The sequence below is a fragment of the Maribacter sp. UBA3344 genome (assembly GCF_002362375.1).
In the GTDB taxonomy this organism is placed as follows: domain Bacteria; phylum Bacteroidota; class Bacteroidia; order Flavobacteriales; family Flavobacteriaceae; genus Maribacter; species Maribacter dokdonensis.
The window spans coordinates 1-22,969 of record NZ_DERI01000011.1 but is presented as its reverse complement, the minus strand read 5'-3'; the positions used below and the strand labels follow the sequence as shown (position 1 = coordinate 22,969).

The 22,969-nt window shown below is 36.9% G+C and carries 18 protein-coding genes; 5 read left to right on the top strand and 13 right to left on the bottom strand.

Translation table 11 applies throughout. The annotated features are described in order from the left end of the window. Positions 1 to 119 precede the first annotated feature (119 nt). The 3 genes from B2Z27_RS07685 (at position 120) to B2Z27_RS07675 (ending at position 5,195) form a co-directional block, all read left to right on the top strand. Complete coding sequence (locus B2Z27_RS07685; RefSeq protein ID WP_058103679.1) at positions 120 to 803, top strand: cell division ATP-binding protein FtsE; 684 nt, start codon at positions 120 to 122, stop codon at positions 801 to 803. A 119-nt stretch (positions 804 to 922) separates the two neighbouring features. Beyond that, positions 923 to 2,371, top strand: a complete 1,449-nt coding sequence (locus tag B2Z27_RS07680) for an ATP-binding protein (protein ID WP_286813235.1) — start codon at positions 923 to 925, stop codon at positions 2,369 to 2,371. Between the two features lie 196 nt (positions 2,372 to 2,567). Beyond that, positions 2,568 to 5,195, top strand: coding sequence for an MGH1-like glycoside hydrolase domain-containing protein (locus B2Z27_RS07675; RefSeq protein ID WP_286813234.1), 2,628 nt, complete (start codon positions 2,568 to 2,570; stop codon positions 5,193 to 5,195). A 5-nt stretch (positions 5,196 to 5,200) separates the two neighbouring features. Here B2Z27_RS07675 and nhaD read toward each other — a convergent pair whose 3' ends face one another. From nhaD to B2Z27_RS07655, 4 genes are read right to left on the bottom strand one after another with little or no spacing between them, the layout of a single operon-like run. After that, positions 5,201 to 6,505: a sodium:proton antiporter NhaD gene (gene nhaD, locus B2Z27_RS07670; protein ID WP_286813233.1), complete on the bottom strand. Its 1,305-nt coding sequence runs from the start codon at positions 6,503 to 6,505 to the stop codon at positions 5,201 to 5,203. 9 nt (positions 6,506 to 6,514) lie between these two features. Continuing rightward, complete coding sequence (locus tag B2Z27_RS07665; protein ID WP_286813232.1) at positions 6,515 to 7,582, bottom strand: mandelate racemase/muconate lactonizing enzyme family protein; 1,068 nt, start codon at positions 7,580 to 7,582, stop codon at positions 6,515 to 6,517. Then, a complete protein-coding gene (locus B2Z27_RS07660; RefSeq protein ID WP_286813231.1) occupies positions 7,579 to 8,652 on the bottom strand; it encodes a DUF1611 domain-containing protein in 1,074 nt (357 codons plus the stop codon). The genes B2Z27_RS07665 and B2Z27_RS07660 overlap by 4 nt, the downstream gene beginning before the upstream one ends. A gap of 8 nt (positions 8,653 to 8,660) precedes the next feature. After that, positions 8,661 to 9,722, bottom strand: coding sequence for a pyridoxal-phosphate dependent enzyme (locus B2Z27_RS07655; protein ID WP_286813230.1), 1,062 nt, complete (start codon positions 9,720 to 9,722; stop codon positions 8,661 to 8,663). Between the two features lie 266 nt (positions 9,723 to 9,988). Between B2Z27_RS07655 and B2Z27_RS07650 the strand changes: the two genes are divergently transcribed. Together B2Z27_RS07650 and B2Z27_RS07645 are read left to right on the top strand one after the other, a co-directional pair. Continuing rightward, positions 9,989 to 10,894 carry a serine hydrolase gene (locus tag B2Z27_RS07650; protein ID WP_058103685.1) on the top strand — a complete coding sequence of 302 codons (906 nt, stop codon included), beginning with the start codon at positions 9,989 to 9,991 and terminating at the stop codon, positions 10,892 to 10,894. A 28-nt stretch (positions 10,895 to 10,922) separates the two neighbouring features. Continuing rightward, on the top strand, positions 10,923 to 13,742 hold the full coding sequence (locus B2Z27_RS07645; protein ID WP_286813228.1) for an Npt1/Npt2 family nucleotide transporter: 2,820 nt from the start codon (positions 10,923 to 10,925) through the stop codon (positions 13,740 to 13,742). Between the two features lie 5 nt (positions 13,743 to 13,747). Here B2Z27_RS07645 and B2Z27_RS07640 read toward each other — a convergent pair whose 3' ends face one another. The 9 genes from B2Z27_RS07640 to B2Z27_RS07600 form a co-directional block, all read right to left on the bottom strand. Next, positions 13,748 to 14,293, bottom strand: a complete 546-nt coding sequence (locus tag B2Z27_RS07640; protein WP_286813227.1) for a cupin domain-containing protein — start codon at positions 14,291 to 14,293, stop codon at positions 13,748 to 13,750. 74 nt (positions 14,294 to 14,367) lie between these two features. Then, complete coding sequence (locus B2Z27_RS07635; RefSeq protein WP_286813226.1) at positions 14,368 to 14,565, bottom strand: helix-turn-helix domain-containing protein; 198 nt, start codon at positions 14,563 to 14,565, stop codon at positions 14,368 to 14,370. 12 nt (positions 14,566 to 14,577) lie between these two features. Beyond that, positions 14,578 to 15,180, bottom strand: coding sequence for an AraC family transcriptional regulator (locus B2Z27_RS07630; RefSeq protein WP_286813225.1), 603 nt, complete (start codon positions 15,178 to 15,180; stop codon positions 14,578 to 14,580). A gap of 81 nt (positions 15,181 to 15,261) precedes the next feature. Next, a complete protein-coding gene (locus tag B2Z27_RS07625) occupies positions 15,262 to 17,889 on the bottom strand; it encodes an MGH1-like glycoside hydrolase domain-containing protein (protein ID WP_286813224.1) in 2,628 nt (875 codons plus the stop codon). Between the two features lie 313 nt (positions 17,890 to 18,202). Continuing rightward, positions 18,203 to 18,580 carry a VOC family protein gene (locus B2Z27_RS07620; protein ID WP_286813223.1) on the bottom strand — a complete coding sequence of 126 codons (378 nt, stop codon included), beginning with the start codon at positions 18,578 to 18,580 and terminating at the stop codon, positions 18,203 to 18,205. An 87-nt stretch (positions 18,581 to 18,667) separates the two neighbouring features. Further along, on the bottom strand, positions 18,668 to 20,938 hold the full coding sequence (locus B2Z27_RS07615) for an ATP-binding protein (RefSeq protein ID WP_286813221.1): 2,271 nt from the start codon (positions 20,936 to 20,938) through the stop codon (positions 18,668 to 18,670). A 168-nt stretch (positions 20,939 to 21,106) separates the two neighbouring features. Beyond that, positions 21,107 to 21,631, bottom strand: coding sequence for a DUF4269 domain-containing protein (locus B2Z27_RS07610; RefSeq protein WP_286813220.1), 525 nt, complete (start codon positions 21,629 to 21,631; stop codon positions 21,107 to 21,109). Positions 21,632 to 21,680: 49 nt separating this feature from the next. Continuing rightward, positions 21,681 to 22,052 (bottom strand): DUF2200 domain-containing protein, encoded by a 372-nt coding sequence (locus tag B2Z27_RS07605; protein WP_286813219.1) that lies wholly within the window; start codon positions 22,050 to 22,052, stop codon positions 21,681 to 21,683. Between the two features lie 216 nt (positions 22,053 to 22,268). Continuing rightward, positions 22,269 to 22,760, bottom strand: a complete 492-nt coding sequence (locus B2Z27_RS07600) for a hypothetical protein (protein WP_286813218.1) — start codon at positions 22,758 to 22,760, stop codon at positions 22,269 to 22,271. Positions 22,761 to 22,969: the final 209 nt, after the last annotated feature.

Here is a 22,969-nt window from a genome sequence, read left to right as displayed (position 1 = left end):
TGTGATAACGGCAAAAATTGTACCTAAGTATGTGCAATACCCATACAAAAGAAAAGAATTTGAACATGGGGACTCTAATATCTAATGGAACTTATTACTTTTATATCAACATTTGCGTTATGGAAGAGATTGTTTTAGAACTTAAAGATGCGGCTATCTTTCAAAAGGAGAGCTTGGTACTTAGTGAAGTTAGTTTAAAAATCGCTAAAGGTGAATTTGTTTACCTCATTGGTAAGACCGGTAGCGGTAAAAGTAGCTTTATGAAGACCCTGTATGGCGATTTGCCTTTGCAAAAAGGCGAAGGGCATGTGGTGGAGTTCGATCTTAAGACGCTAAAGGAAAAGGATATTCCATTTTTACGCAGAAAACTGGGTATTGTCTTTCAGGATTTTAAATTATTGCCAGACCGCAATATTAACCAGAACATGTTCTTTGTTTTGAAAGCGACCGGATGGACGGATAAAGCCGAGATGGATGCAAGGGTAGCAAACGTACTAGAAAAAGTAGGTATGAAAACCAAGGGCTTTAAATTTCCGCACGAGCTTTCTGGTGGAGAACAACAACGTATTGCCATTGCACGTGCTTTATTGAACGACCCCGAGCTGATCATTGCCGATGAGCCAACCGGAAACCTTGATCCACAAACCAGTGTAGAGGTCATGAAGGTTTTACAGGAAATCAATAAATCCGGGAGAACCATTCTAATGGCCACCCATGATTACGCCTTAATATTAAAATTCCCTTCTAAAACTATCAAGTGCGATGCCAATAAGGTTTTTGAAGTAGTGCAAAGGGCGGTTTAAATTTAATATAATAAGTTATTGATTTTATATACATTTGCTTATGTGACGTTTATGTGACTAAAACTGAAACACAACAACTAAACTCCCTCATTTTCAACTCATTAACATAAACAATCAATGTGACTGAATCCGATTTAAATATCCTTTTAAGTGAATTGCGTGCTGAACCTGAAGAAACAGAATGGCTTGAATTCAAAGAAAACAATGGTCAAGAATTAGGAGAATATATTTCTGCTCTTTCTAATGCTGCCTGCTTACATAATAAGGATTATGCTTATTTAGTTTTTGGAATAAATGACAACAACCATAGAATAGTTGGTACAAATTTTAATTTAAATCAAAAAATAAAAGGGAATGAAAATCTTATTCCATGGCTTACAAGACTTTTAAATCCAAAAATTCACTTCGAGACACATGATTTTATAGCAGAAGGTCTACGTGTTATACTTTTTAAAATTCAAGCTACATTTAATACACCAGTAAAATTTTCAGGAATCTCATATATACGTATTGGTTCTTATAAAAAAAGATTAGATGAGCATCCTGAAAAACAAAGGATTATTTGGAATAAAAAACCAGGTTCAGCATTTGAAAAAGGAATTGCCCTCCACGCAGTAGTGCCAGACAAAATTCTTACTTTATTGGACTATCCATCATACTTTGATTTGATGAGAATACCATTACCAGATAATCGAAAAGCTATTTTTGAAAAACTTGAGCAAGAAAAAATAATTGAATCGAAAGGAACTAAATTTGATATCACAAATTTAGGAGCTATTCTTTTTGCCAAAAGACTAGACGATTTCGACGTTTTGGAGAGAAAAGCCATAAGAGTTATAATATATCAAGGCAAAAACAAGCTTAACACAAAAAAGGAACAAATAGGACAGAAAGGTTATGCTGCAGGATTCAATGGTCTTGTCAATTACATTAATGATCAATTACCAGTAAATGAAGAAATTGGAAAAGCTTTTAGAAAGGAGGTGAAAATGTTTCCAGAATTAGCTGTAAGAGAACTTGTAGCAAATGCACTCATTCATCAAGACTTTTCAATTACGGGTACAGGTCCAATGATAGAAATTTTTGATGATAGAATAGAAATTTCTAACCCTGGAAAGCCAATAATTAGCACAATGAGATTTGTAGACCACAATCCACAATCAAGAAATGAAAAACTTGCAGGTTTTATGAGACGTATGAATATTTGTGAGGAAAGAGGTAGTGGCATAGATAAAGTTATATTTCAATGTGAATATTATCAATTACCAGCTCCCAAATTTATAGAAGGAGAAAACTTTACAAGAATTATATTATACTCTTATAAAACTTTACGTCAAATGAACAAGGACGACAAAACAAGAGCTTGTTACATGCATGCTGCATTAAAATATGTTTCTGGAGAAAACATGACTAACCAAACCTTAAGGGAAAGATTTGGAATTGAAGAAAGAAATTACTCTATTGCTTCCAGAATTATTGCAATGACAATTCAAGAAAAATTAATAAAAGATTTGGATCCAGAAAGCAATTCAAAAAAACATGCCAAGTATGGTCCATACTGGGCTTAATTTTATGTGACGGTTATGTGACCAGGAGTAGCTATCATCACAACTAAAACTAAATATCAGGCACTTACCATGTGATTTAATACTTTACAACAATTAAAATTATACGATAGTAAAATATCGTAATAAAAAACAACTAATAGATTTTCCTAAAAAAGTATCTCACTTTGAAGTTTAATTTATTTATCACAGCACCCCAATGAAAAACCCTGAAAAAATCCGCTTATCACAACAACAAAAAGAAGAAAAAGACTGGTTAAAATGGGGACCGTATTTAAGTGAACGCCAATGGGGAACGGTACGTGAAGATTATAGTGCCGGTGGCGATGCCTGGAACTATTTTCCGCATGACCATGCCAGAAGTCGCGCATTCCGTTGGGGAGAAGATGGTATTGCAGGTATTAGTGACCGCTATTGCAACATGTGTTTTAGCATAGGATTATGGAACGGAAAAGATCCCATTATAAAAGAACGTCTATTTGGGTTAACGGGTCCGCAAGGTAATCATGGCGAAGACGTAAAAGAACTGTACTATTATTTAGAGAATACACCGTCTCACTCGTATATGAAGTATTTGTACAAGTATTCGCAGAAGTCGTATCCATACAACCAACTCATAACCGAGAACCAAAAACGAAATCGTAAAGAGCTGGAATATGAACTTTTGGATACCGGTATTTTTGACGACAACACCTATTTTGATGTCAGTACCGAATATGCAAAGGGAGACGAAACCGATATCCTCATAAAAATTACCATTACCAACAGAAGCAACCAAGCAGCGCCCATAACACTATTACCACAAATGGTAATGCGAAATCACTGGACATTTAAAGAAATGTCCAGAAAGCCTGTTATCACTAAAAAAGGGACCAAAACAAACCCCTTTGTGCACATAGACCACCCTTATGTGGGCAGCTACAATCTGTATTTTCAAAAAGCGGCACAGTTGTTCTTTACCGAAAATGAAACGAACAGAAAAAAAGTATATAGCGATACAAACGACCATCCTTTTAAAAAGGATTTATTTAATGATGCCGTTTGCAACAATGATTTTGAATTGGCCACCAAAAATAGCTCCGGGACCAAATTTGCACCGCTATATCAAGAAATTATAGGTGGCGGTGAATCTAAAACCTTTCAACTACGTTTGACCGAAGATACTTTGGATACACCTTTTTCAGATTTTGATGCCATTTTTAAAGCACGACAAGAAGAATGTACCCAATTTTATGAAGAAATAGCTCCTAAAGCAACCGATGATCGAAAGGCGATTTTAAAACAAGCCTTTGCCGGTTTACTATGGACCAAGCAATACTACAACTACGAGGTTGAAAAATGGCTGGAAGGCGATTACAAGACCACCACACCACCAGAGCAGCGTAAAAACGGAAGAAACAGCAATTGGAAAACATTGAGAAACCACGATGTACTTTCTATGCCCGATGCTTGGGAATATCCGTGGTACGCGGCGTGGGACTCTGCCTTTCACTGTACCTCTTTTGCATCTATAGATCCTGAATTTGCCAAAGATCAATTATTGCTGTTCACCAAAGAATGGTATATGGCACCTAATGGTCAAATTCCCGCATACGAATGGAATTTCAGTGATGTAAATCCGCCAGTACAGGCATGGGCAACATTACAGATTTACGGCACCGATAAGTCTATAACAGGTGTACCAGATATTAAGTTCCTAAAACGCATGTTCAACAAACTTTCTTTGAACTTCAATTGGTGGGTAAATCGTCAAGACAGAAATGACAATAATGTCTTTCAAGGCGGATTTTTGGGCTTGGATAATATTGGGGTCTTTGATCGTAGCCATGGTGTGCCCGGCGGTGGATTCTTGGATCAAGTTGACGGTACCGCTTGGATGGCCCTATATAGTTTAAACATGCTAGAAATAAGTCTTCGTATTGCGGAACATGACGATACCTATGAAGACATGGCGACAAAATATTTTGGGCATTTTGTATTCATAGCAGAAGCCCTGAACAAAATGGATACCGATAAGGCAAATGTTTGGGATGATGTAGAAGGTTTCTTCTATGATAGGTTGACCTTACCTAATGGGCAATCTACCACCATTAAAGTGCGCTCCATTGCAGGTATGCTGTCCCTAGCGGCAGTACTTACCATTAAAAAAAGTGTGTTGGATAAATTCCCTAAGTTTAAGGCCAGTGTTCTTTGGTTTAAAAAATACCGTGCAGAAAACTTAAAATATGAGGTAATACAGCAATACGAAGCAGATGGCGACCTACTGCTTTCATTGGTACCTAAGGATAGAATGCAAAAACTGGTCACCGCACTTCTAGATGAGAAAGAATTTTTAAGTGAATATGGTATACGATCATTATCTAAAGTACATGAGAAAGCCTATCAAATTCATATTGACGGCATAGAATATTCCATTGATTATGAGCCGGCGGAATCTACCGTACCCTTATTCGGTGGAAATTCTAACTGGCGCGGACCTATTTGGATGCCGATGAACTATCTGTTCATTCAAGCACTACGGGAATACCAATGGTATGACGGTAATGACTTCCTTTTTGAATACCCAACCGGGAGCAACAAACTCCTGAACCTTAAACAAGTGAGCGATGAGTTGAGCAAACGCCTGATCCACATGTTCGAGAAAGATGAAAAAGGTAATAGGGCAATCAACAAGAACTACGAAAAATACTACCAAGACCCTCATTTTAAGGACTTGATATTATTCTATGAATATTTTCACGGAGAAAACGGTCGTGGTCTGGGAGCATCGCATCAAACAGGTTGGACAGCCTTAGTTGCCAACCTTATTGAGCAATTGGAAAAATAGTTACATTAGTTCACCAACATAAAAGTTAAAACACCTGCTATGTAGCCTAATATGGCAAGTAATGAAATATGCTTTAAATACCACATAAAATCTATTTTTAAGATTCCCATGATGGCTACACCGGCAGCTGATCCAATTATTAAAATACTACCGCCTGTTCCTGCACAGAAAGCAAGTAATTCCCAAAAATCAGAATCTGGTGGGTAAGTATCTAAACTATACATACCCATGGTACCCGCTACCAATGGCACGTTATCCACAATAGAAGATAATACGCCAATAATAGAGTTTACCGCATAGATACTCTCAAAATTATCATCAAGTAAACGAGACATATCTGCTAAATGTCCCGCGGATTGCAAAGCTCCTACTGCCACCAAAATTCCTAAAAAGAATAAAATACTTGGGGTATCTATTCTTCTTAGTACGTTAGAAATGGCTAAAGTTTTCTTCTCTTCTACCGATTTGTTCCTGTGTAATATTTCGGTAGTTATCCATACCACACTTAATCCCAATAACACACCCATAAATGGAGGTAAATGGGTTATGGTCTTAAAAACAGGTACAAACAATAATGCGCCTATTCCAATTGCAAAAACGAGATTTTTGTCAAAATTACCGACTTCAAAATTTTGGGTGTGAGAGCAGTTTTCATCTTTAGGCTTAACAATATTGCCTTTGAATTTAAATGAAACCATTGTCAATGGCACTAATAAACAGACCAAGCTTGGCAAAAAGATTTCCTTGATAATATGCATTGCGGTTACCTGCCCACCGATCCAAAGCATAATAGTGGTCACATCGCCTATAGGAGACCATGCTCCACCGGCATTCGCCGCAATTATCAGCAGACCGGCAAACATCCACAGATCTTGTTTGTCATGAATTAACTTACGCAACAAGGCAGACATTACTATTGCGGTGGTCAGGTTATCCAATGCAGCTGACAAAAAGAATGTGAGTATAGATAAAATCCACAATAACCTAACCCGGTTCGTAGTCGTAATTTTATCTGTGATTACGGAAAACCCTTCATGCGCATCAATAATCTCAACAATAGTCATTGCTCCTAAAAGAAAGAATAGGATTTCTGAGATTTCCCCTAAATTTTCCCTTAAACTTTCTACCACAAAGTGAACGGATTCTTCCGCCGGTATATTCAGAACAAAGGCATCTCTGCCCAAAATATAAATAACCCAACAAAGCGTTCCTGTAAGTAAGGCCGTAGCGGCTTTATCAATTTTAACGGTATGCTCCAATGCAATAAAAAGATACCCAACGATAAAAATGGCAAGTAAAATTATATACATGATGACGTATTATAAATGAGATTCAGTAAAACCCAGACCGTGTTTTTCGGTCGGATATAAAATTCCCTTTTCCAATTTAAAAATGGAATGATAGGGATCATCGATTATATCTAAATGACCATCTAAATCGGCATACTTAATATTAGGTCTAGATAGGGCAAAGTGCAAACCTGCGGCAATACCCAGTCCGCATTCATCTATACAACCCACCATAGCATCCAATTTAGCTGCCTTGGCTACGGAATTGATATGCATACCCACCCAAATACCACCTACTTTCTGGAGCTTGATATTCACCATATCTACCCGTTCATTTTGTGCCAATCTAAATGCATCGGTCAATGTTTTTAGACTTTCATCTGCCATAATAGGCACATTTACCTGATCCATTACTTCGCCCAAGCGTTCTTCAGCCTCCACTTTGGTGGGTTGCTCAAAAATTTCTACCCCAATTGCGGCAGTAGCCTTCACAAATGCAACCGATTCTTTTACAGAATAGCCTTGGTTACCATCAAACCGTAATTCAATATTAGGGTACTTTTCGTGGATCATTCGCATTTTAGCAATATCCTCTTCAAGGTTAGAACCGCCTTTAACCTTTAAAATGCCAAATCCTTGCTTTACAAATTCACTAGCTTGAGCCAAGGTCTCGTCTACACCCATAATACCAATGGTAATACTGGTAGCAATTTGATTGCGATAGCCCCCTAAAAACTTGTACAAAGGCACCTCGGCTTTTTTAGACATGATATCAAATAATGCCAAATCTACCATAGCCAATGCAGAAGACCGTTTGCCCAATACTTGTTTAAGTTCTAAAAGCAATAGCGCGTAGGTAAATGGATCTTTGCCTTTTAAATAGGGTATAATAATGCTATCTATGGCATGTGCAACATCATCAGGAGTTTCATTGGTAACTACAGGATCTGGCGCTGCGCAACCATAACCTATAATTTTACCATCGGTTTCAACTTTTAGAATAAAATTACTGGTACGATCTATAGTCTCATAAGCGATCGTGTAAGGATCATAGAGTTTTAAATCTAAGCGCTCAAAAGAAATGTTCGTTATTCTCATTTCAATTTTGACATCAAAATGGCTATTAAATCATCTGCACCGTACTCCAACACATCAAAAGCCGGTAATTTAGTTTCAAGGGTAATTGCTTTGCATACCTCTAGAATTTCACTTTTCTCCATGCCTTCATGATTTACGGTAATGGCTATTACTTCTTTACCCGAAATCACTTGTATGGCTTTGATCTGCTCTTCTAATGAATGCATTTTATATCCCGGAAACCCATCATACTCCAAACGTTTTGGTGCATGCTGCAGAATAACATAGTCCGGTCTACCTGCAGCCAGAATTTCAAATCCGCCCGGGTAAGCAGGATTCATTAAGCTCCCCTGCCCTTCTATGACAATAACATCTGGATCTTCATTTTTATAGGCACTGACCACGGCATGTTCAATTTCACCCGATACAAAATCATTGATACAACTATCCATCACCATACTATATTTAGCGCCTTGCATCCATCCGGTTTGTCCGGTACCTATCATTTCCGCCTTTTTACCGGCATTACGAAATGCATGTACCAAAATCCAAGCAGTAGTACGTTTACCTAGGGCAGAATCCGTTCCTAAAACCGCTAATTTTAAACAGTCTACTTTTTCGATATCTCCCGTAAAAAAGTGCAATTGATCGCGATCCGGTGTTTTTCTGATATCCCTGATCTTTACATTCTTTTCATTGGCCAATGCTACCAATGCTGCATCGTTCGTTAAAAAATCATGCAAACCACTGTCAACGTTCCAGCCTTGTTGCAACGCAGCTTTTATAGTGGCTTTTGCAACTTGTGGCAACCTACCACCATCTGGTGCAAGCCCTATTACCAAATAACTTGGCAAGTTGTCGCTGGCCGTCAATGCTATAATAGCAGCTTCCAGATCTTTAAAAACCGGTATTCCGTTTGGTCTGCCATCTAAAACATCACCGGCATCTCTACCGGCATATTTAGCATCTAGCACACCAACTACCTCATAACGTTCGGTAAAGCGAACCAACCCATGTGCCGTTTTACCGTTAGGCGTATTAAATGCTCCCTCACAATACACCAGTGCCTTACCGTCAATAACTTTTTTCATTTTTATATTTAATTTTTTGCAGTGAGCACCGCCACAAATCGGTCAGGCTCAAAATTCATTTTTTCGTCTAATTCTAAGAGTCCGATCAAACCCGCTGTCGATGCAGGTAAAATTCGGAACCCTTCCTTTTTATGTAAAAGAGAAGTCATCTCCTTTAGTTTTTTGTCGCTAATGTTGAAGGCATGCCCTTCAGATTCCTTAAGTGCATACAATGCCTCTTCCCCATCAAAACTGTGCCAGTTGATCAATGGCTCATTGTATTTGGTTTCTTTTATTGCGGCAGGATTAAGATCCTTACAATGATCCAAACCTTGCAAATAGGATTCTACAATAGGGTTCTTATGCGAAGAAGAAGCCGCGATCATTTTAGGAATACGCGAGGTCTTCCCTCTTTTGTAAAGATTTACAAAGCCCCTATAAATACCTGCAAACAACGTTCCGTTAGAAACGGGTACCGCACAGTATTTTGGGGCGTCGCCCAAATCTTCAAAAATCTCTTGTGCGATCTGCGCATAGGCAGAAATCTGCAGCGGCGTATTGGCACCGCCCGGATTTGCGTCATACCAGCCATGTTCTGCCGCCAACCTTGAACTTTCCGTAACCACATCTTCATAACTACCGGGTATACGAATAATCTCTGCGCCTAGGCTTTCCATTTCTATCACTCGATCGGTATGGTAACTTTCCGGTATATAAATCTTACAAGCTATACCCGCCAAGTCTGATGCCAACGCCATTGCTACACCATAGTTACCGCAGGTAGCCAAGCTTACCACGCTAAACTCGCGACGTAGCGCATCATACAATTGTGCAAAAGCAATACGGTCTTTTTGGGTTCCGGTAGGGTTATCACCTTCGTATTTTAAATAAAGCTGACGAACATCGAACTCACGTTCTAAAGTCTTGGCACGGTGCAAACCGGTATCGCCTACTTCCAAACTTATAATATCTTCAAAGCACTCTAAGCGATCTACCAAAGATTTACGTTTATCCTTGACCATATCGCTAAGCCTTCGTGCCTCTGTAGACACCTTGTTCTCAGCCGTTTTTACGCCATCTTTAAGATTCATAAGTCTGTATAAATTCCATTTTTTAAGATACAGTTATTTTATTGAAATTAGATATAAATTTTTAACCCATTTGCCCTCAAAAAAAGGGACGCATAGGTACTATATATTCCGAAATTATTTTAAAAATTAACACCCTATTTTATGCGATATATGTCTTTATATTGATTTTACGGTGTTTTTAAAAAATGTACTAACCATAAAAATTAACATATAGCCAATGAGTGCTTTACCTAATTTTGACTACATTTTTAAATAAGCGAACGTCAATGAGATCAACCCCTGTTATTTTTCTTTTTTTCCTTCTATGCTGTACCGCAGTACAAGCACAAAATGAGCTACCACTTCGTATGGACAATTCGAAGATCAAACCCCTGCAAAAATTGTTAGACAGTTCTCTGCAAACCAATTTAAGGGATGAACTGGCTTCTCACCAAGAATGGAACGATCTTATCGTGCAAAAGAAAATGGCAGTTGGACTAGTTGATCTGAGCAATCCGGAAAAGGTGAGATTTGCAAGGGTCAACGGCAACCATATGATGTATGCTGCCAGCCTGCCTAAAATTGCCATTCTATTGGCGGCCATGGATGCTATTGAAAAAGGCGAACTAAAGGAAACTGCAGAAGTAAAGAAAGACATGCGTTTAATGATCAGTAAATCTGACAATGCCGCATCTACCAGAATGATCGATCGCGTGGGGTATGAAAAATTAGAATCGGTGATGTGCGATCCCAAGTATGCCTTTTATGATGAACAAAAAGGAGGTGGTCTTTGGGTAGGCAAACGTTATGGCAGTGGTGGAGAAACCAACAGAGAGCCCTTAAAAAATCTGAGTCACGCCGCATCTGTTACCCAGGTATGTAGATATTACTATCTGTTGGCGAACGGTAAGTTGGTCAATGAAAAGCGATCCAAACAAATGCTAGATATTATGGAAGATCCAGAACTGCACCATAAGTTTGTAAATACGCTGGATAAGATCGCTCCCAATGCCAGGTTATTCAGAAAATCGGGCTCTTGGCGTACCTATCATTCCGATTCCATATTGGTTTGGGGCGAAGACAGCAATAGAAGATACATTCTGGTTGCGTTGATAGATGATGCCAATGGCGAACAAATAATCAGAGATTTAGTAAAACCAATTGAAAAGGTGTTAAAAAAGCCAGTACTTTAGGTCTTGGAATACAGATGCCCATTTCTTGATGGTAGAAAGACTGATTAAAAAAATATTCGATGTACGTGAAGGCGAGTTCAAAGTATCTCTTTGGATGCTCGCCTACATTTTTTTGGTCATAGCCGTATTACTGATCATAAAACCTACGGTAAACGCTCTTTTTCTTTCTGAACTAGGTGTTGAACAATTGCCTTTTGCTTTTTTATTGGTTGCCGTTACGGCGGTAGCCACCTCCTATTTTTACTCAAAGGCGGTATCAAAATACCCGCTTAAAAAAGTAATTGAGATTACCCTGATCAGTTCCATTATTATCATGATCGGTTTAGGAATTCTATTGTCATTTGAGGTAGTAAGTGGCGTTCTGCTGTATTTCTTCTACATCTGGGTAGCCATTTATGCCGTTTTATCCGCCTCTCAGTTTTGGGTACTGGCAAATTTGGTGTTCAATATTCGTGAGGCTAAAAGACTGTTTGGCTTTATAGGATCGGGAGCTATTATTGGTGGAATTTTTGGTGGATACTTAACTTCTATTCTAGCCCCTATAATCGGCAATGAAAACTTAATGTTCGTAGCCGCCCTGCTTTTATTTTTTTGCATTCCCCTTCTGCGAAATATTTGGAACATCCGCGTTAAAAAAAATGGTAGTGTAAAAAAACATAAATCTGCGACCAACCTTAGTGAACCGCCTTTAAAACTTATATTAAAATCCAAACATCTCACCTATATTGCCAGCATTGTAGCCGTGAGTGTCGTAGTCGCTAAATTGGTAGATTATTTGTTCAGTGATTTTGCATCGTCGTCTTTTACGGATGCCGATGAGCTTACCGCATTTTTTGCTTTTTGGTTTTCTACGTTCAATCTACTTTCGCTGATAATTCAGCTATTTTTCACCCATAGAATTGTGGGCATTTGGGGTGTAGGGTTTTCACTTTTATTATTGCCCATTGGTATATTTGGTGGTAGTATTTTGTTTTTAATGCTTCCTGAACTTTCTGCTGTTGTAGTCATTAAAGCGATGGATGGCATATTAAAACAATCCATACACAAAAGTGCCTCTGAACTGTTGACCTTGCCCTTACCTTTTGAGCTAAAAAACAAGACCAAATCATTTATTGATGTGGTGGTGGATAGTTTGGCTACAGGAATTGCCGGATGCCTTTTAATATTCGTTGTACGTGGGCTGGACCTACCCTCTTTTTACATAGGCATTCTTATAATTGCTTTGGTATGTCTTTGGCTCTATTTTATTTATAAAGTACGTATTGAATATTACAAAACGTTTAGAAACAATTTAGAAGTACTGACCGACTCTTATAAGAAAACCAAGAAGGTCACGGACACCAAAGTATCTGTAGTTGCAGGCATGCGCACCGTTTTTAAGAAAGGTACAGAAGAGCAAATTCTATTTATGTTGGATAAATTGATGGAAATCAATGACAAGAGATTCGCAGATGATGTAGAGTTGCTGTTAGAGCACCCAAGTAATAAAGTGAAGTTATCGGCTATACAGAATCTATACTTTTTAAATTCTAAAAGTATGACGGCAGAGGTTTCAGAATTATTAAAAATTGATGACCGTGAATTGACTATTGCCACTTTGGCCTATATTCTAAGTTTTGCCCATAAAGACAAATCTTTCATATTTGATGCGTATCTAGAACACTCAAACGAGCGTATTGCGACCGCTGCTCTATATTGCTTGGCTAGAGCGGCAAAAAACAACTATTCTTTAAAACAGCGCTACTCACTATTGGACCGTATTTCTTTAGCACTGAAAACCATAGCATCTGACCAAAAAGACCTGCCATACGTTGCATCTGTAATTGAAATATTGGGAGTAGCCAACTTGCCCATTTTCCACAACAGGTTGGTTGCATTTTTACAACATGAAAATGAAGAAATCGTAAAAACCACCATAAAGGCTATAGGTACGGCAACCGATCTAGAAATGGTACAGCACATTATTCCCTTTTTGGCAGAAAAGGCATTTAGACCAACAGTACTGGAAGCCTTTAATGTATATGGTCAGCAAATTTTGCCTATACTGAAGAACCACGTTGCAGAGCGCCGGCAACCTTTATCGGTATTACGATTTATACCGGCCGCAATGCAAGCTTTTTATTCCAAGGAGGCCGTACATCAATTATTGGGTATTTTAAACCATGAAGACCTTACGGTTCGTTTAGAAGTAGTGAGGGCATTAAGTGCTATACGGGCAACGCACCCGCAATTAAAATTTAATAAGTACAAGGTGGTATCGGTCATTTTTGACGAATGCAAACTGCATCACCAAACCTTATCCGCCATGCACACGCAAATCATTATTTCATATCGAAATAGAAATAAATCCAAAAAGGAAATTGGTGATGCAGAAAGAGATGCGCGCACCAGTCTTTTAGAGCTATTGGAACGCAGACTGGATTCTGGATTAGAACGGATTTTTAAACTTTTGGGATTACGTTATCAACAAAAAGATGTAGCTATTGCCTATGAAGGTTTATTGAGTCAGAAACAAGAAGCGCAACATAATGCCATAGAGTTTTTGGACAATCTTTTAACCGGTGAGCTAAAACGTAGATTGCTACCCATCATTGAGGAATCTGCCCTGGATATTTCTTCTGAAGAGGAGCTTCAAAAGATCAAACATAAAATACCAACGGAATTAGAATGTTTTAAACTTCTTTTACAGGGCAATGACCTTAAGATCAAACTTGCCGTATTGTATCTTATCGCACAACAAAAAGAACCAAGATATCTACATATAGTTGCCCAATATCTTGATGACCCGGACCCTAAAATTAAGAGTTTTGCACACATAGCCCATGAGGCCATGAATTCGGACAAATAATGCCATTACACAAAGGTAATACCTTGTTTAGCACAAATTTCCGCAACTTTCTCAAAATCCGGTGGTCCGGCAGGTAGTTCTGATAATTCTTGAAACATTATCTCTATTCCCGCAGGCAACGCCGAGGTAATCATTTTTGCCTTTTGGCTACCCACTACTTTCCATGTATGCGGTACTCCTTTTGGCGCAAATGCAATATCACCCGCTTTTAAGACCGTACTCTCTCCATCAATCGCGATTTCTACTTCGCCTTTAACAACCCTAAAAATTTCATCTTCCTTTGTATGTACATGAGGCGGAATACCTACACCGGGTTCAACGTTATCTACCCACTCAAAGATTTGATCATTGGTTTCGCTGCCCAAAAGTTTATGGGTCTGTATATCTCCTATCACATTGAGCACCTCTCCATCGGCATCTCGTATAACCTTTGGGTCATTATAATTTAAAGTACCTACTTCATCATCTTGACTTTTACAGAAAATGAATCCTGAGAATAAAGCATAACTAATACCTGCGCCTGATTTTTTAATAAAACTTTGTCTATCCATGATTCTATTTTTATGCCAAATTAGGCATAAACCACTGTGCCTAAAATGTGAAAATCACGGTATAAACCTTGAAATTAAGAACCAACGGACTTTCTTAATACCGAAGGCTTACTGCCTGTCTGTATTTTAAAGAAATAACTAAAATAATCTGGTGTAGAAAAACCTAACTCGTAACTAATTTCCTTTATAGTCTTGTTCGAGAATTTTAACGCATGTCTGGAACGAATCAATAATTGCTCAGTTATAATGCTCTTAGAACTTACATTAAGCACTTCTTGAACGCATTAGTTCAAATACTTTGTAGAAATATTTAAGCGTGAGGCATAATAACCCACCTCATGAGAGACTTCTATATTTTGATCTATCAATTGTTTATAGGAGTATACAATGTTTGACTTGGTATGATTTTTTTCAATGATGGATTTAATGTTGCATTGACCATCACAGTATACAAAAAAGGTATTCAACAAAGAAATGAGGGCATCTTCTTTATTGTTCAAATGAGAACCCAAGAGTTCATCGATCATCTCTAAAATGGCTTGGGTACGTTTTTCAATACCGGGGCTTAATTTAAATAATGGCACCGAACCCGTATTAAATAGCCTTACCTTATTGATATGTAACTTACTTAGTAAAGGGTGACTTAATACTTCTTGCGACAATTGCAACAAGTACCCCGTATTGGAAGCTCCGTCTTTAATATGCAATTTCCAATGTACTTTTTTGTCCAAGAAGAAAATGGAGTTGGAAATATTGGCATAAAGGACACCATCTATTTCTATCCCTTTTATTTCATCTTTGATCCAGCAAACAGTATAGTCAGAAACATTTGAAGTGTGGGAAACATTTTTGACTATTTTCGATATATGTATAGTATCGGTTTTCATCAGTAAAATGTTGAATAATTAAAAAGGCTATGCAAAACACATAGCCAATACTCTAATATACAATATTTTAAATAAATAAACCTATGTATTCTGCTCCAGTTCCATAATTAGGTTTGCAATTAATGCTGTCCAACCTGTTTGGTGAGAAGCTCCAAGACCTTTACCTGAGTCGCCATCAAAAAACTCATAGAAGAAATGTTCATTTTTAAATTGCTCATTTTTCGTAAATAATTGCTGCTCATCTTCTGAGTGGTAGACAAATTTACCGTTCTCATTGGGCTCAAATAACTTAATAAGCCTTTTAGAAATCTCATTGGCAATTTCGTTCAAGTTCAGTTTTACACCTGATCCCGTTGGAAATTCATATACATATTGATCTCCGTAATACGAATAATACTTACGTAAAGATTGAACGATCATATAATTCAAAGGCAACCAAATTGGTCCGCGCCAATTAGAATTACCACCGAACATATTAGAACGACTTTCCCCAGATTCGTACGAAATTTGATGATGTCCGTTGTGTTGGAAAACATAGGGATGTTCTTCATGATATTTAGAAAGTGAGCGTATACCATAATCAGATAAGAATTCATTCTCATCCAATAAACGGAACAATAATTTCTCCAATCTAAACCCACGCATAATGGAGAACAGATAATTACCGTCTGAGTTGAACTCTTCAATATTGGAAATTAAAGAAGCTAGATCAGGTCTGGTCCTAACAATTTCCGCAGCCCTCACTTTAAAATGTTTAAGCTCATCGAACAAATCCTTGTGAATAATCTCTACCGCGAACATTGGAATAATACCAACTAAAGATCTCACTTTTAAACGGTCTGTTTTACCATTGGCCATTTCTACCACATCATAGTAAAAATTATCTTCGTCATCCCAAAGTGAAATATCTTTTTGACCTATATGGTGCATTGCCCAGGCAATATTTAAAAAGTGTCTAAAAAACTTGGCAACACTATCCTCATAATTAGGGTTCACCGCTGCAAGTTCTAACGACATACGCAACATGTTTAAAGTAAACATGGCCATCCAGCTGGTTGCATCTGCCTGTTGCATACGTGTAATACCTTCTGGCATGTGGTTGCGATCAAATACACCAATATTATCCAGCCCTAAGAAACCGCCTTCAAAAAGGTTGGTTCCGCTTTTATCTTTTTGGTTGACCCACCACGTAAAATTGACCAGTAACTTTTGATATGCTTTCTCTAGAAAGTTCACATCCCCTTTGCCATTGCGTTTTTTATCCTTTTCATAAACCGTCCAAACGGCCCAAGAATGCACTGGCGGATTTACATCACTGAAATTCCATTCGTAAGCGGGAATTTGTCCGTTGGGATGCATGTAACTTTCTTTCAGCACCAAAAGCAGTTGTTCTTTGGCAAAATAAGGGTCTATTTCTACAAATGATGCCATATGAAAAGCTAGGTCCCAAGCGGCATACCAAGGATACTCCCACTTATCTGGCATTGAAATAACATGCCTATTTGTCAAATGTTCCCAGCGAGAGTTACGAGAATCCGTTCTATAAGGTTTTGGTTCTCCCGGACCACCAAAAAGCCATTTATATACATCATAGTAATAAAATTGCTTGGTCCATAATAAACCCGAAAAAGCTTTTCTGGCTATTTCTTGTTGCCCGGCCGGAAGTTCTTTCTTTAAGATATCACCATAGAAATCTTCACATTCTTTAATTCTTTTATCAAAGATAGCATCAAAACTACTCCAAGGGTCATCAAGCTTTTTCTTGCTTAGGCGTACTTTAATAGTTTTTTCTTCTCCAGATTTTAATCGAAGTTTGTGCCAAACGGCAAATTTTGATCCTTTTTTATCTGGGTTTACGGTTGGCATACCATCTACTACATGATTATTAATACCGTCTTTTACATATTTTACCTCATTAGGTACATTATAAATACGCTCGTTATTGGTCTCATTCTCACAAAATAGCTGCTCTCCCTTTTCATGATAAAAATAATAGCGCCCATTTCTAGTGCTACGCGATTGAACGGAATTATCTGAAATAGCCTTCATTTCAGGGCGCTCAAACCTACGGTTGTGCTTCCAAAAATTACGAAACCACAAATGCGGAAGTACATGGATATTTGCAGCTCTTGGTCCTCTATTAATAACGGTAACCTTCATTAAAATATCACCAACATCTTCTTTAGCGTATTCTATAAAACAGTCAAAATATGTATTATTGGCAAATGCCTTGGTGTCTAATATTTCAAATTCTGGTTGTTCCCTATTTCTATTTCTGTTCTTTCTAACCAGCTCTGCATACGGAAACTTTTTATGTGGATACTTATAAAGGTATTTGGCATATGAGTGCGTGGGTGTAGAAACTTGATGAAAATAAAGCTCCTTAACATCTTCACCATGGTTACCTTCGTCATTGGTCAACCCGAAAAGGCGTTCTTTTAAAATGGTATCTTTACCGTTCCAGAATGCAGGTGCCAAGCATAATATTTCTCTAGAATCACAGAAACCTCCAATACCTTCTTCTCCCCACCTATACGCATTACTTCTGGCTTTATCGTGACCAACAAAACTCCACGCATGCCCTTGCGGACTATAATCTTCCCTAACAGTACCCCATTGCCGTTCAGCTAAATAAGGACCCCATCTTTTCCAATTTTTATAATTATCCGCTACGGCTAACCTTTCTTCCTCGGCGTTTTTAAAATTCATAGGGTTTTTTCAATTTTACTATTCCTTGATCTAAATGATTTAGTTTAGAATTAAATAGATGAATTAAGTTCTAAAATACTATTTGTTATAACATTTGAATGATTAACGTAGACATCAAATGAATAGTATTGTTCAATTATTACAATTACAGCACTATCAATGTCAACTTACTAAAAACAACTTGAATTATCTAACAACTACATAATGAAACATTAAGGACTCCTTTTGATATATACAACACATTGTTATAATTATCCAATTTTATATGGTTTTATAAATTCAAAGGCAGTTCCTATTTGCTGAATTCAATGCTTTAATTAACTCTCCATGGCGGATTTAGCCTGTTTTCACCACCAAAGAACAAAATAAGCTGGTTGCCATCCGGGTCTTTTAATCTTGCCTCTTTCCATAACCACCTCTCATCGGTAGGTTCTTTTTCAAATTGAATACCGTTCTCTTTAAGTGAAGCTACATGAGCATCTAGATCTTCACATTCAAAATAAACATAGACTCCATCTCCCTGTGGCAATGTTTCTGTTAGGTGAATGGAAAAAGTGGCATTACCATCCGGACACTCAAACCTTGCATAATTGGGAAGCGATTTTACTATTAATTTTAATCCTAGTTTTTCATAAAAACGAATAGCATTTTCAACATTTAAGGAAGGAACGGTTACCTGATTTAAATTCATAATTGTTCAATGTCTTTATCGGCTTCTAAAATAACGCATTCAAAACGATATGACCAACCGAGTTTCAGGGGAGCAATCTACCATGCATTATTGTACGGGTAAGTAAATAATAAAAGTAGCACCTTCCCCTTTTTTACTCACGGCATGAATATAACCATTGTGTTTTTCAACTATTTTTTTACAGATAGACAAACCTATACCCGTACCCGAATATTCGTTCTTAGAATGTAGTCTTTGAAAAACCTCAAAAATATTACTAGCAAATTCAGGATCAAAACCGATACCATTATCTCGCAGGGAAATTTTATAATAATACTCGGCGTTCTTTACAAAGTTTTCGGCAATGGTATCACTTCTTAATTTCTCCGATACAATATGTACTTGGGGCGCAATATCTTTATTTCTATACTTGATGGAGTTACTGATCAAATTGGTAAATAATTGTTCAATTTTGAAAGGAATACCATATAACAGCGGTAAGCCGGAATAGGAGATTTCTGTTTTTGTATCTTTTATCAATTGCGAAAGCTCGTCTTCAACTTTTTCAATTGTATCGTTTAATTCTATTTGCTCAAATTTAGAATTGATCTTATCTATCCGTGAATACGATAATAGGTTTTGAATGAGCTCTCTCATTCTAAATGTAGCTGCCTTAATTTTATTGAAATAAGCTGAACCTGCATTGGGTGTCTTACCTTCTTCATCATCCTCTATGCGAGAAATAAACATCTGTATTTTCCTTAATGGCTCTTGTAGATCGTGGCTGGCTACCCTATTAAAAGACTCCAATTCTTCATTACTTTGTTTGAGCTTTTCATAGCTCTCAATAAGTTCCCTATCTTTTTCAATTCTACTTGTGATGTCTTGTACAATACCCACGGAAACCGGTCTATTGTCAATTTCCAAATTTCTCCCTTTTAGATCCAGATATCTAATTCCCTTATTTTTAGTGAAAACCCTATAAGTGAAAACCGTTGATTTACCGCTATCTTCAGTATTGGTCCCTAGAGATTCAAATATGGAAATATCATCTGCATGTACATACTCCTTATAGGCATCAAAAGTTACTTCAAAACTATTGGGCTTAACCCCAAGTATTCTGTAGAAATTATCTGAAACCGTAGCACTACCGTCATCCAGGTACCAGATAAAACTACCCACACCTGCTACATTTTCCGCTTCTTTAAAAATGGTATTCTGCAGGCTAAGGTCCTCATTTAATTTTTGTAGAACCTTTTCAGCTTCTTTGACCTTGGTAGTATCCCATGCGGTGTTGGTGATACCATTGGCAGATTTTACAACGGTATTATGAATGTATTTCGTTTGGTTCTCGAACGTGTAAACACTTTCATGTTCTTGTGTATCTCCATTCAGGTAACAATCTTTCATTAATGAAAAAAGTCCATTCTCGCTTACCATAGGGTACTTGTCTAAAAGCGAGCTACCTATAATATCTTCTTGTTCCGTGCCTGTTACTTTTTCAATAGCGTCTGAGGTATATTTAAACTGAAAATCTACAATGTTCTTTTCACCATCCATTATAGGCTCAAAATGACTAATAACATTGTTAGAACTTTTATATACCCCTTTTAAAAACTCTTCAGTTTCCTGTAATTTTTTATTCTGATTAAAAACCTGATTGTTAACCTCTTGAATCTCTCCTTTTTGCTTGTAAATACTAATAAAGCCAATTAGAAAAATACCTAAAGCGGTAATAGCTACCAATAATGATGACATAGGTGTCAAAAATGATTGAGAAGTGTATTCCTCTTTACGGGCCACCATTAAATAATTCTCTTCGGATAGCATTCTCTCTTTAAGAATCTGAGATTCCTCTACAATTTTAGAGATTCTACCAATACGCTGATACCTTTTGCTTGCCAAGTTGATCTCCACACTATCCTTAGCTTCTATACTATCAATGACTGCAATACTATCTGTAGACTCTACCGTATTTACCTCACTACGAATTTTATCGCACAATTGCTCCAAGACCTTTACACGCTCTTGTTGGGCCTGGTTATCTGAAGTTAGCTGCTTTAACCTCTCTAAAGTCTGCTCCATTTCTGAAACTACAATACCACTTAAGTTGCTACTATCCTCTTTTAAAAGAACCTTTAGTTGTAAAGATTCCAGCTCTTGAAATTTAGCCGAAAGTTCTACAATAGTACGCTGCACCTCCAATGTATGTGCAACCATATCTCCGGTTTCATGAAGTCTATTTACCTGCTTGTAACCTACGCTCACCGTATACAATAGAAGCCCTATAGCCAAAATTAATAGTACAACATATGTTTTTGCGGAAGCGATTAGGGCTTTCAACTTCATCATGGTCTCTTTTGAGAATAAGGTTGTCATTTTTAGCATCAGTTTAAAAGGGGGTATTACCGACCATTAAAATTTCAATCAATGAATATAGCTTATTTTAATACCAACATAAGGTCTTCAGTACAAAAAAATAAAAAGATTTTTTAACCGCGAAATACTAATAGTTCCGCTGAAGAAAACAATGGGATACTATATCTTTCAATAGTCTAAAATTGCCTTATAAGGGTCTCCTTCTAAGCCTAGTAAATCTGCAAAAGCAGGCTCGGTTTTAATGCCCCGTAGTTTAAGCGCGATGATCTGTTTCCTAAATTCTTCCCCTTTTTCCAGTAAAATCGTATGCTCTTTGATCATATGTCTATAAGCATTCTGCTCTTCAGTAGGCAGGTTTTGCCCAAAGATTTCAAAAACAAATGACCCAAATTCAAATTCACATATAGTCGCCTTTAGGTTATTGGCGTAGGCTGTAGAAATTTTAAAATTGTGCAATGACCCAAATTCATGGGCCAATACCTCTGCAAAAGCATTATGATCAACACACTCGCAAATAATATCTAGATCACTACTAGGTATATCAATACCTATGGGTAAAGTACCCGTTAACACCGGGTCAAATGGTTGTAAGGTCTTAAAAATCTGAAGCCTATTCATTTCTTCAAACGCCAATCTATGACGTTCATTTCCATGAAGTAAATATTCTAAACTTTTAAAATTGTGTTTTGACATTTTAAAATATGTAGGCTAATAAATAAGTGAAAATCTTCCTTACAATTAATTATGCAACACGTAAAATTTTTTCCATTTTACGCCCTTTTGCCAACTCATCAATTAGCTTTTCCATTTGCCTGCATAGTTTGTAGACTTCAAACTCATCCTCTATTTCCTCAATGCGATAACCACATACCACACCTTTGATCAAATGTGCATTAGGGTGAATTTTAGCTTTTTGAAAAAACACTTCAAAAGTCACTTTTTCATCAATAAACGTCTGAACCATTTTGTTATCAAAACCGGTAAGCCATCCTATTACTTGATCAAGTTCTTCTTTTGTTCGTCCGTTCTTTTCTAATCTAGCCAAATAAAGAGGGTAAATAGATGCAAAAATCATATTTGCAACCTTTTCATTTTTCTCTGCAGTAACTTTCATTCTCTTATGCAATTCATGTTACTATTATCTTTTATAATTCTGTAAAGTTTAAAGTTAATTAAATCAGCTTTGTAATAAAGTTGATTAGTTTATTTTTTAATACCCTTTCTTATATGAGTGAACTTTGGAAATAGCTACTAACTAGCATTCCTGACTAATAGTTTTTTTTTGCACTCATCAATTCCAATTGAAAGTGCTCTGTCATGAAGAACGATTTTACTTAACATAAAATGGATTTTCAATGTCTTCATCATTACATTCCATTTTTAAAATCCAACGACCATATTTTGAGAACTCTCTATAAATTACATCACCCACATTTACTCTTTTAAAATCTTTTTTCAACAGACTATATTTATCAAAATCCGGGTTCTGTTCAAATTCTATTTCATAATGATGGAAGTTATCCGAATCTCTTCTTTTGTATTTTACTTTTAGCTCGGTAGAAACTTTAATTTTCTCATCTAAATCTTTCTCAGTTGGACTTTTATAAAAGAAACGGAAGTATGGAATAAATGAAACAGCAAAAAAGAAACAAGCTAAAAATTCAATAAATCCAAAGCCTGGCTGTTTTAATAACCCTATAGCAATAACACCTAAAACTATGTTAACAATAAACCATGCCACATTAGATTTTTTGCTTTTAGAGCGAATAATTTTCAAGTCATCTTCCGTAAATGGAGCTTCGTATTTTTTAGACTGCTTCAATTTTTAATGAAATGATTTGTAAAAGTTTGGCTTAAAAAAACATTAGTGAAAATTGCACTTAATTCTTTTCATTTTATATAAAATTAAAACGGTTTGTATATGGTTTGTTGCGTGGTTTACACGTCATTTAGCAAATAAAAACCGAATAGAAAATCCGAGAGGATTTTCGTAAGTAGACTAGAACTAGCAATAAATTATATACGGCTTAA

Excerpts from the sequence above, each read along its gene's own strand:
- B2Z27_RS07610 (WP_286813220.1), bottom strand. The coding sequence starts at position 21,631 with ATGTCAAAACACAATTTTAAAAGTTTAGAATATTTACTTCATGGAAAT.
- B2Z27_RS07605 (WP_286813219.1), bottom strand. The coding sequence starts at position 22,052 with ATGAAAGTTACTGCAGAGAAAAATGAAAAGGTTGCAAATATGATTTTT.
- B2Z27_RS07660 (WP_286813231.1), bottom strand. The coding sequence starts at position 8,652 with ATGAAAAAAGTTATTGACGGTAAGGCACTGGTGTATTGTGAGGGAGCA.
- B2Z27_RS07675 (WP_286813234.1), top strand. The coding sequence starts at position 2,568 with ATGAAAAACCCTGAAAAAATCCGCTTATCACAACAACAAAAAGAAGAA.
- B2Z27_RS07630 (WP_286813225.1), bottom strand. The coding sequence starts at position 15,180 with ATGAAAACCGATACTATACATATATCGAAAATAGTCAAAAATGTTTCC.
- B2Z27_RS07645 (WP_286813228.1), top strand. The coding sequence starts at position 10,923 with ATGGTAGAAAGACTGATTAAAAAAATATTCGATGTACGTGAAGGCGAG.
- B2Z27_RS07640 (WP_286813227.1), bottom strand. The coding sequence starts at position 14,293 with ATGGATAGACAAAGTTTTATTAAAAAATCAGGCGCAGGTATTAGTTAT.
- B2Z27_RS07665 (WP_286813232.1), bottom strand. The coding sequence starts at position 7,582 with ATGAGAATAACGAACATTTCTTTTGAGCGCTTAGATTTAAAACTCTAT.
- B2Z27_RS07615 (WP_286813221.1), bottom strand. The coding sequence starts at position 20,938 with ATGACAACCTTATTCTCAAAAGAGACCATGATGAAGTTGAAAGCCCTA.
- B2Z27_RS07685 (WP_058103679.1), top strand. The coding sequence starts at position 120 with ATGGAAGAGATTGTTTTAGAACTTAAAGATGCGGCTATCTTTCAAAAG.
- B2Z27_RS07650 (WP_058103685.1), top strand. The coding sequence starts at position 9,989 with ATGAGATCAACCCCTGTTATTTTTCTTTTTTTCCTTCTATGCTGTACC.
- B2Z27_RS07625 (WP_286813224.1), bottom strand. The coding sequence starts at position 17,889 with ATGAATTTTAAAAACGCCGAGGAAGAAAGGTTAGCCGTAGCGGATAAT.
- nhaD (WP_286813233.1), bottom strand. The coding sequence starts at position 6,505 with ATGTATATAATTTTACTTGCCATTTTTATCGTTGGGTATCTTTTTATT.
- B2Z27_RS07655 (WP_286813230.1), bottom strand. The coding sequence starts at position 9,722 with ATGAATCTTAAAGATGGCGTAAAAACGGCTGAGAACAAGGTGTCTACA.
- B2Z27_RS07620 (WP_286813223.1), bottom strand. The coding sequence starts at position 18,580 with ATGAATTTAAATCAGGTAACCGTTCCTTCCTTAAATGTTGAAAATGCT.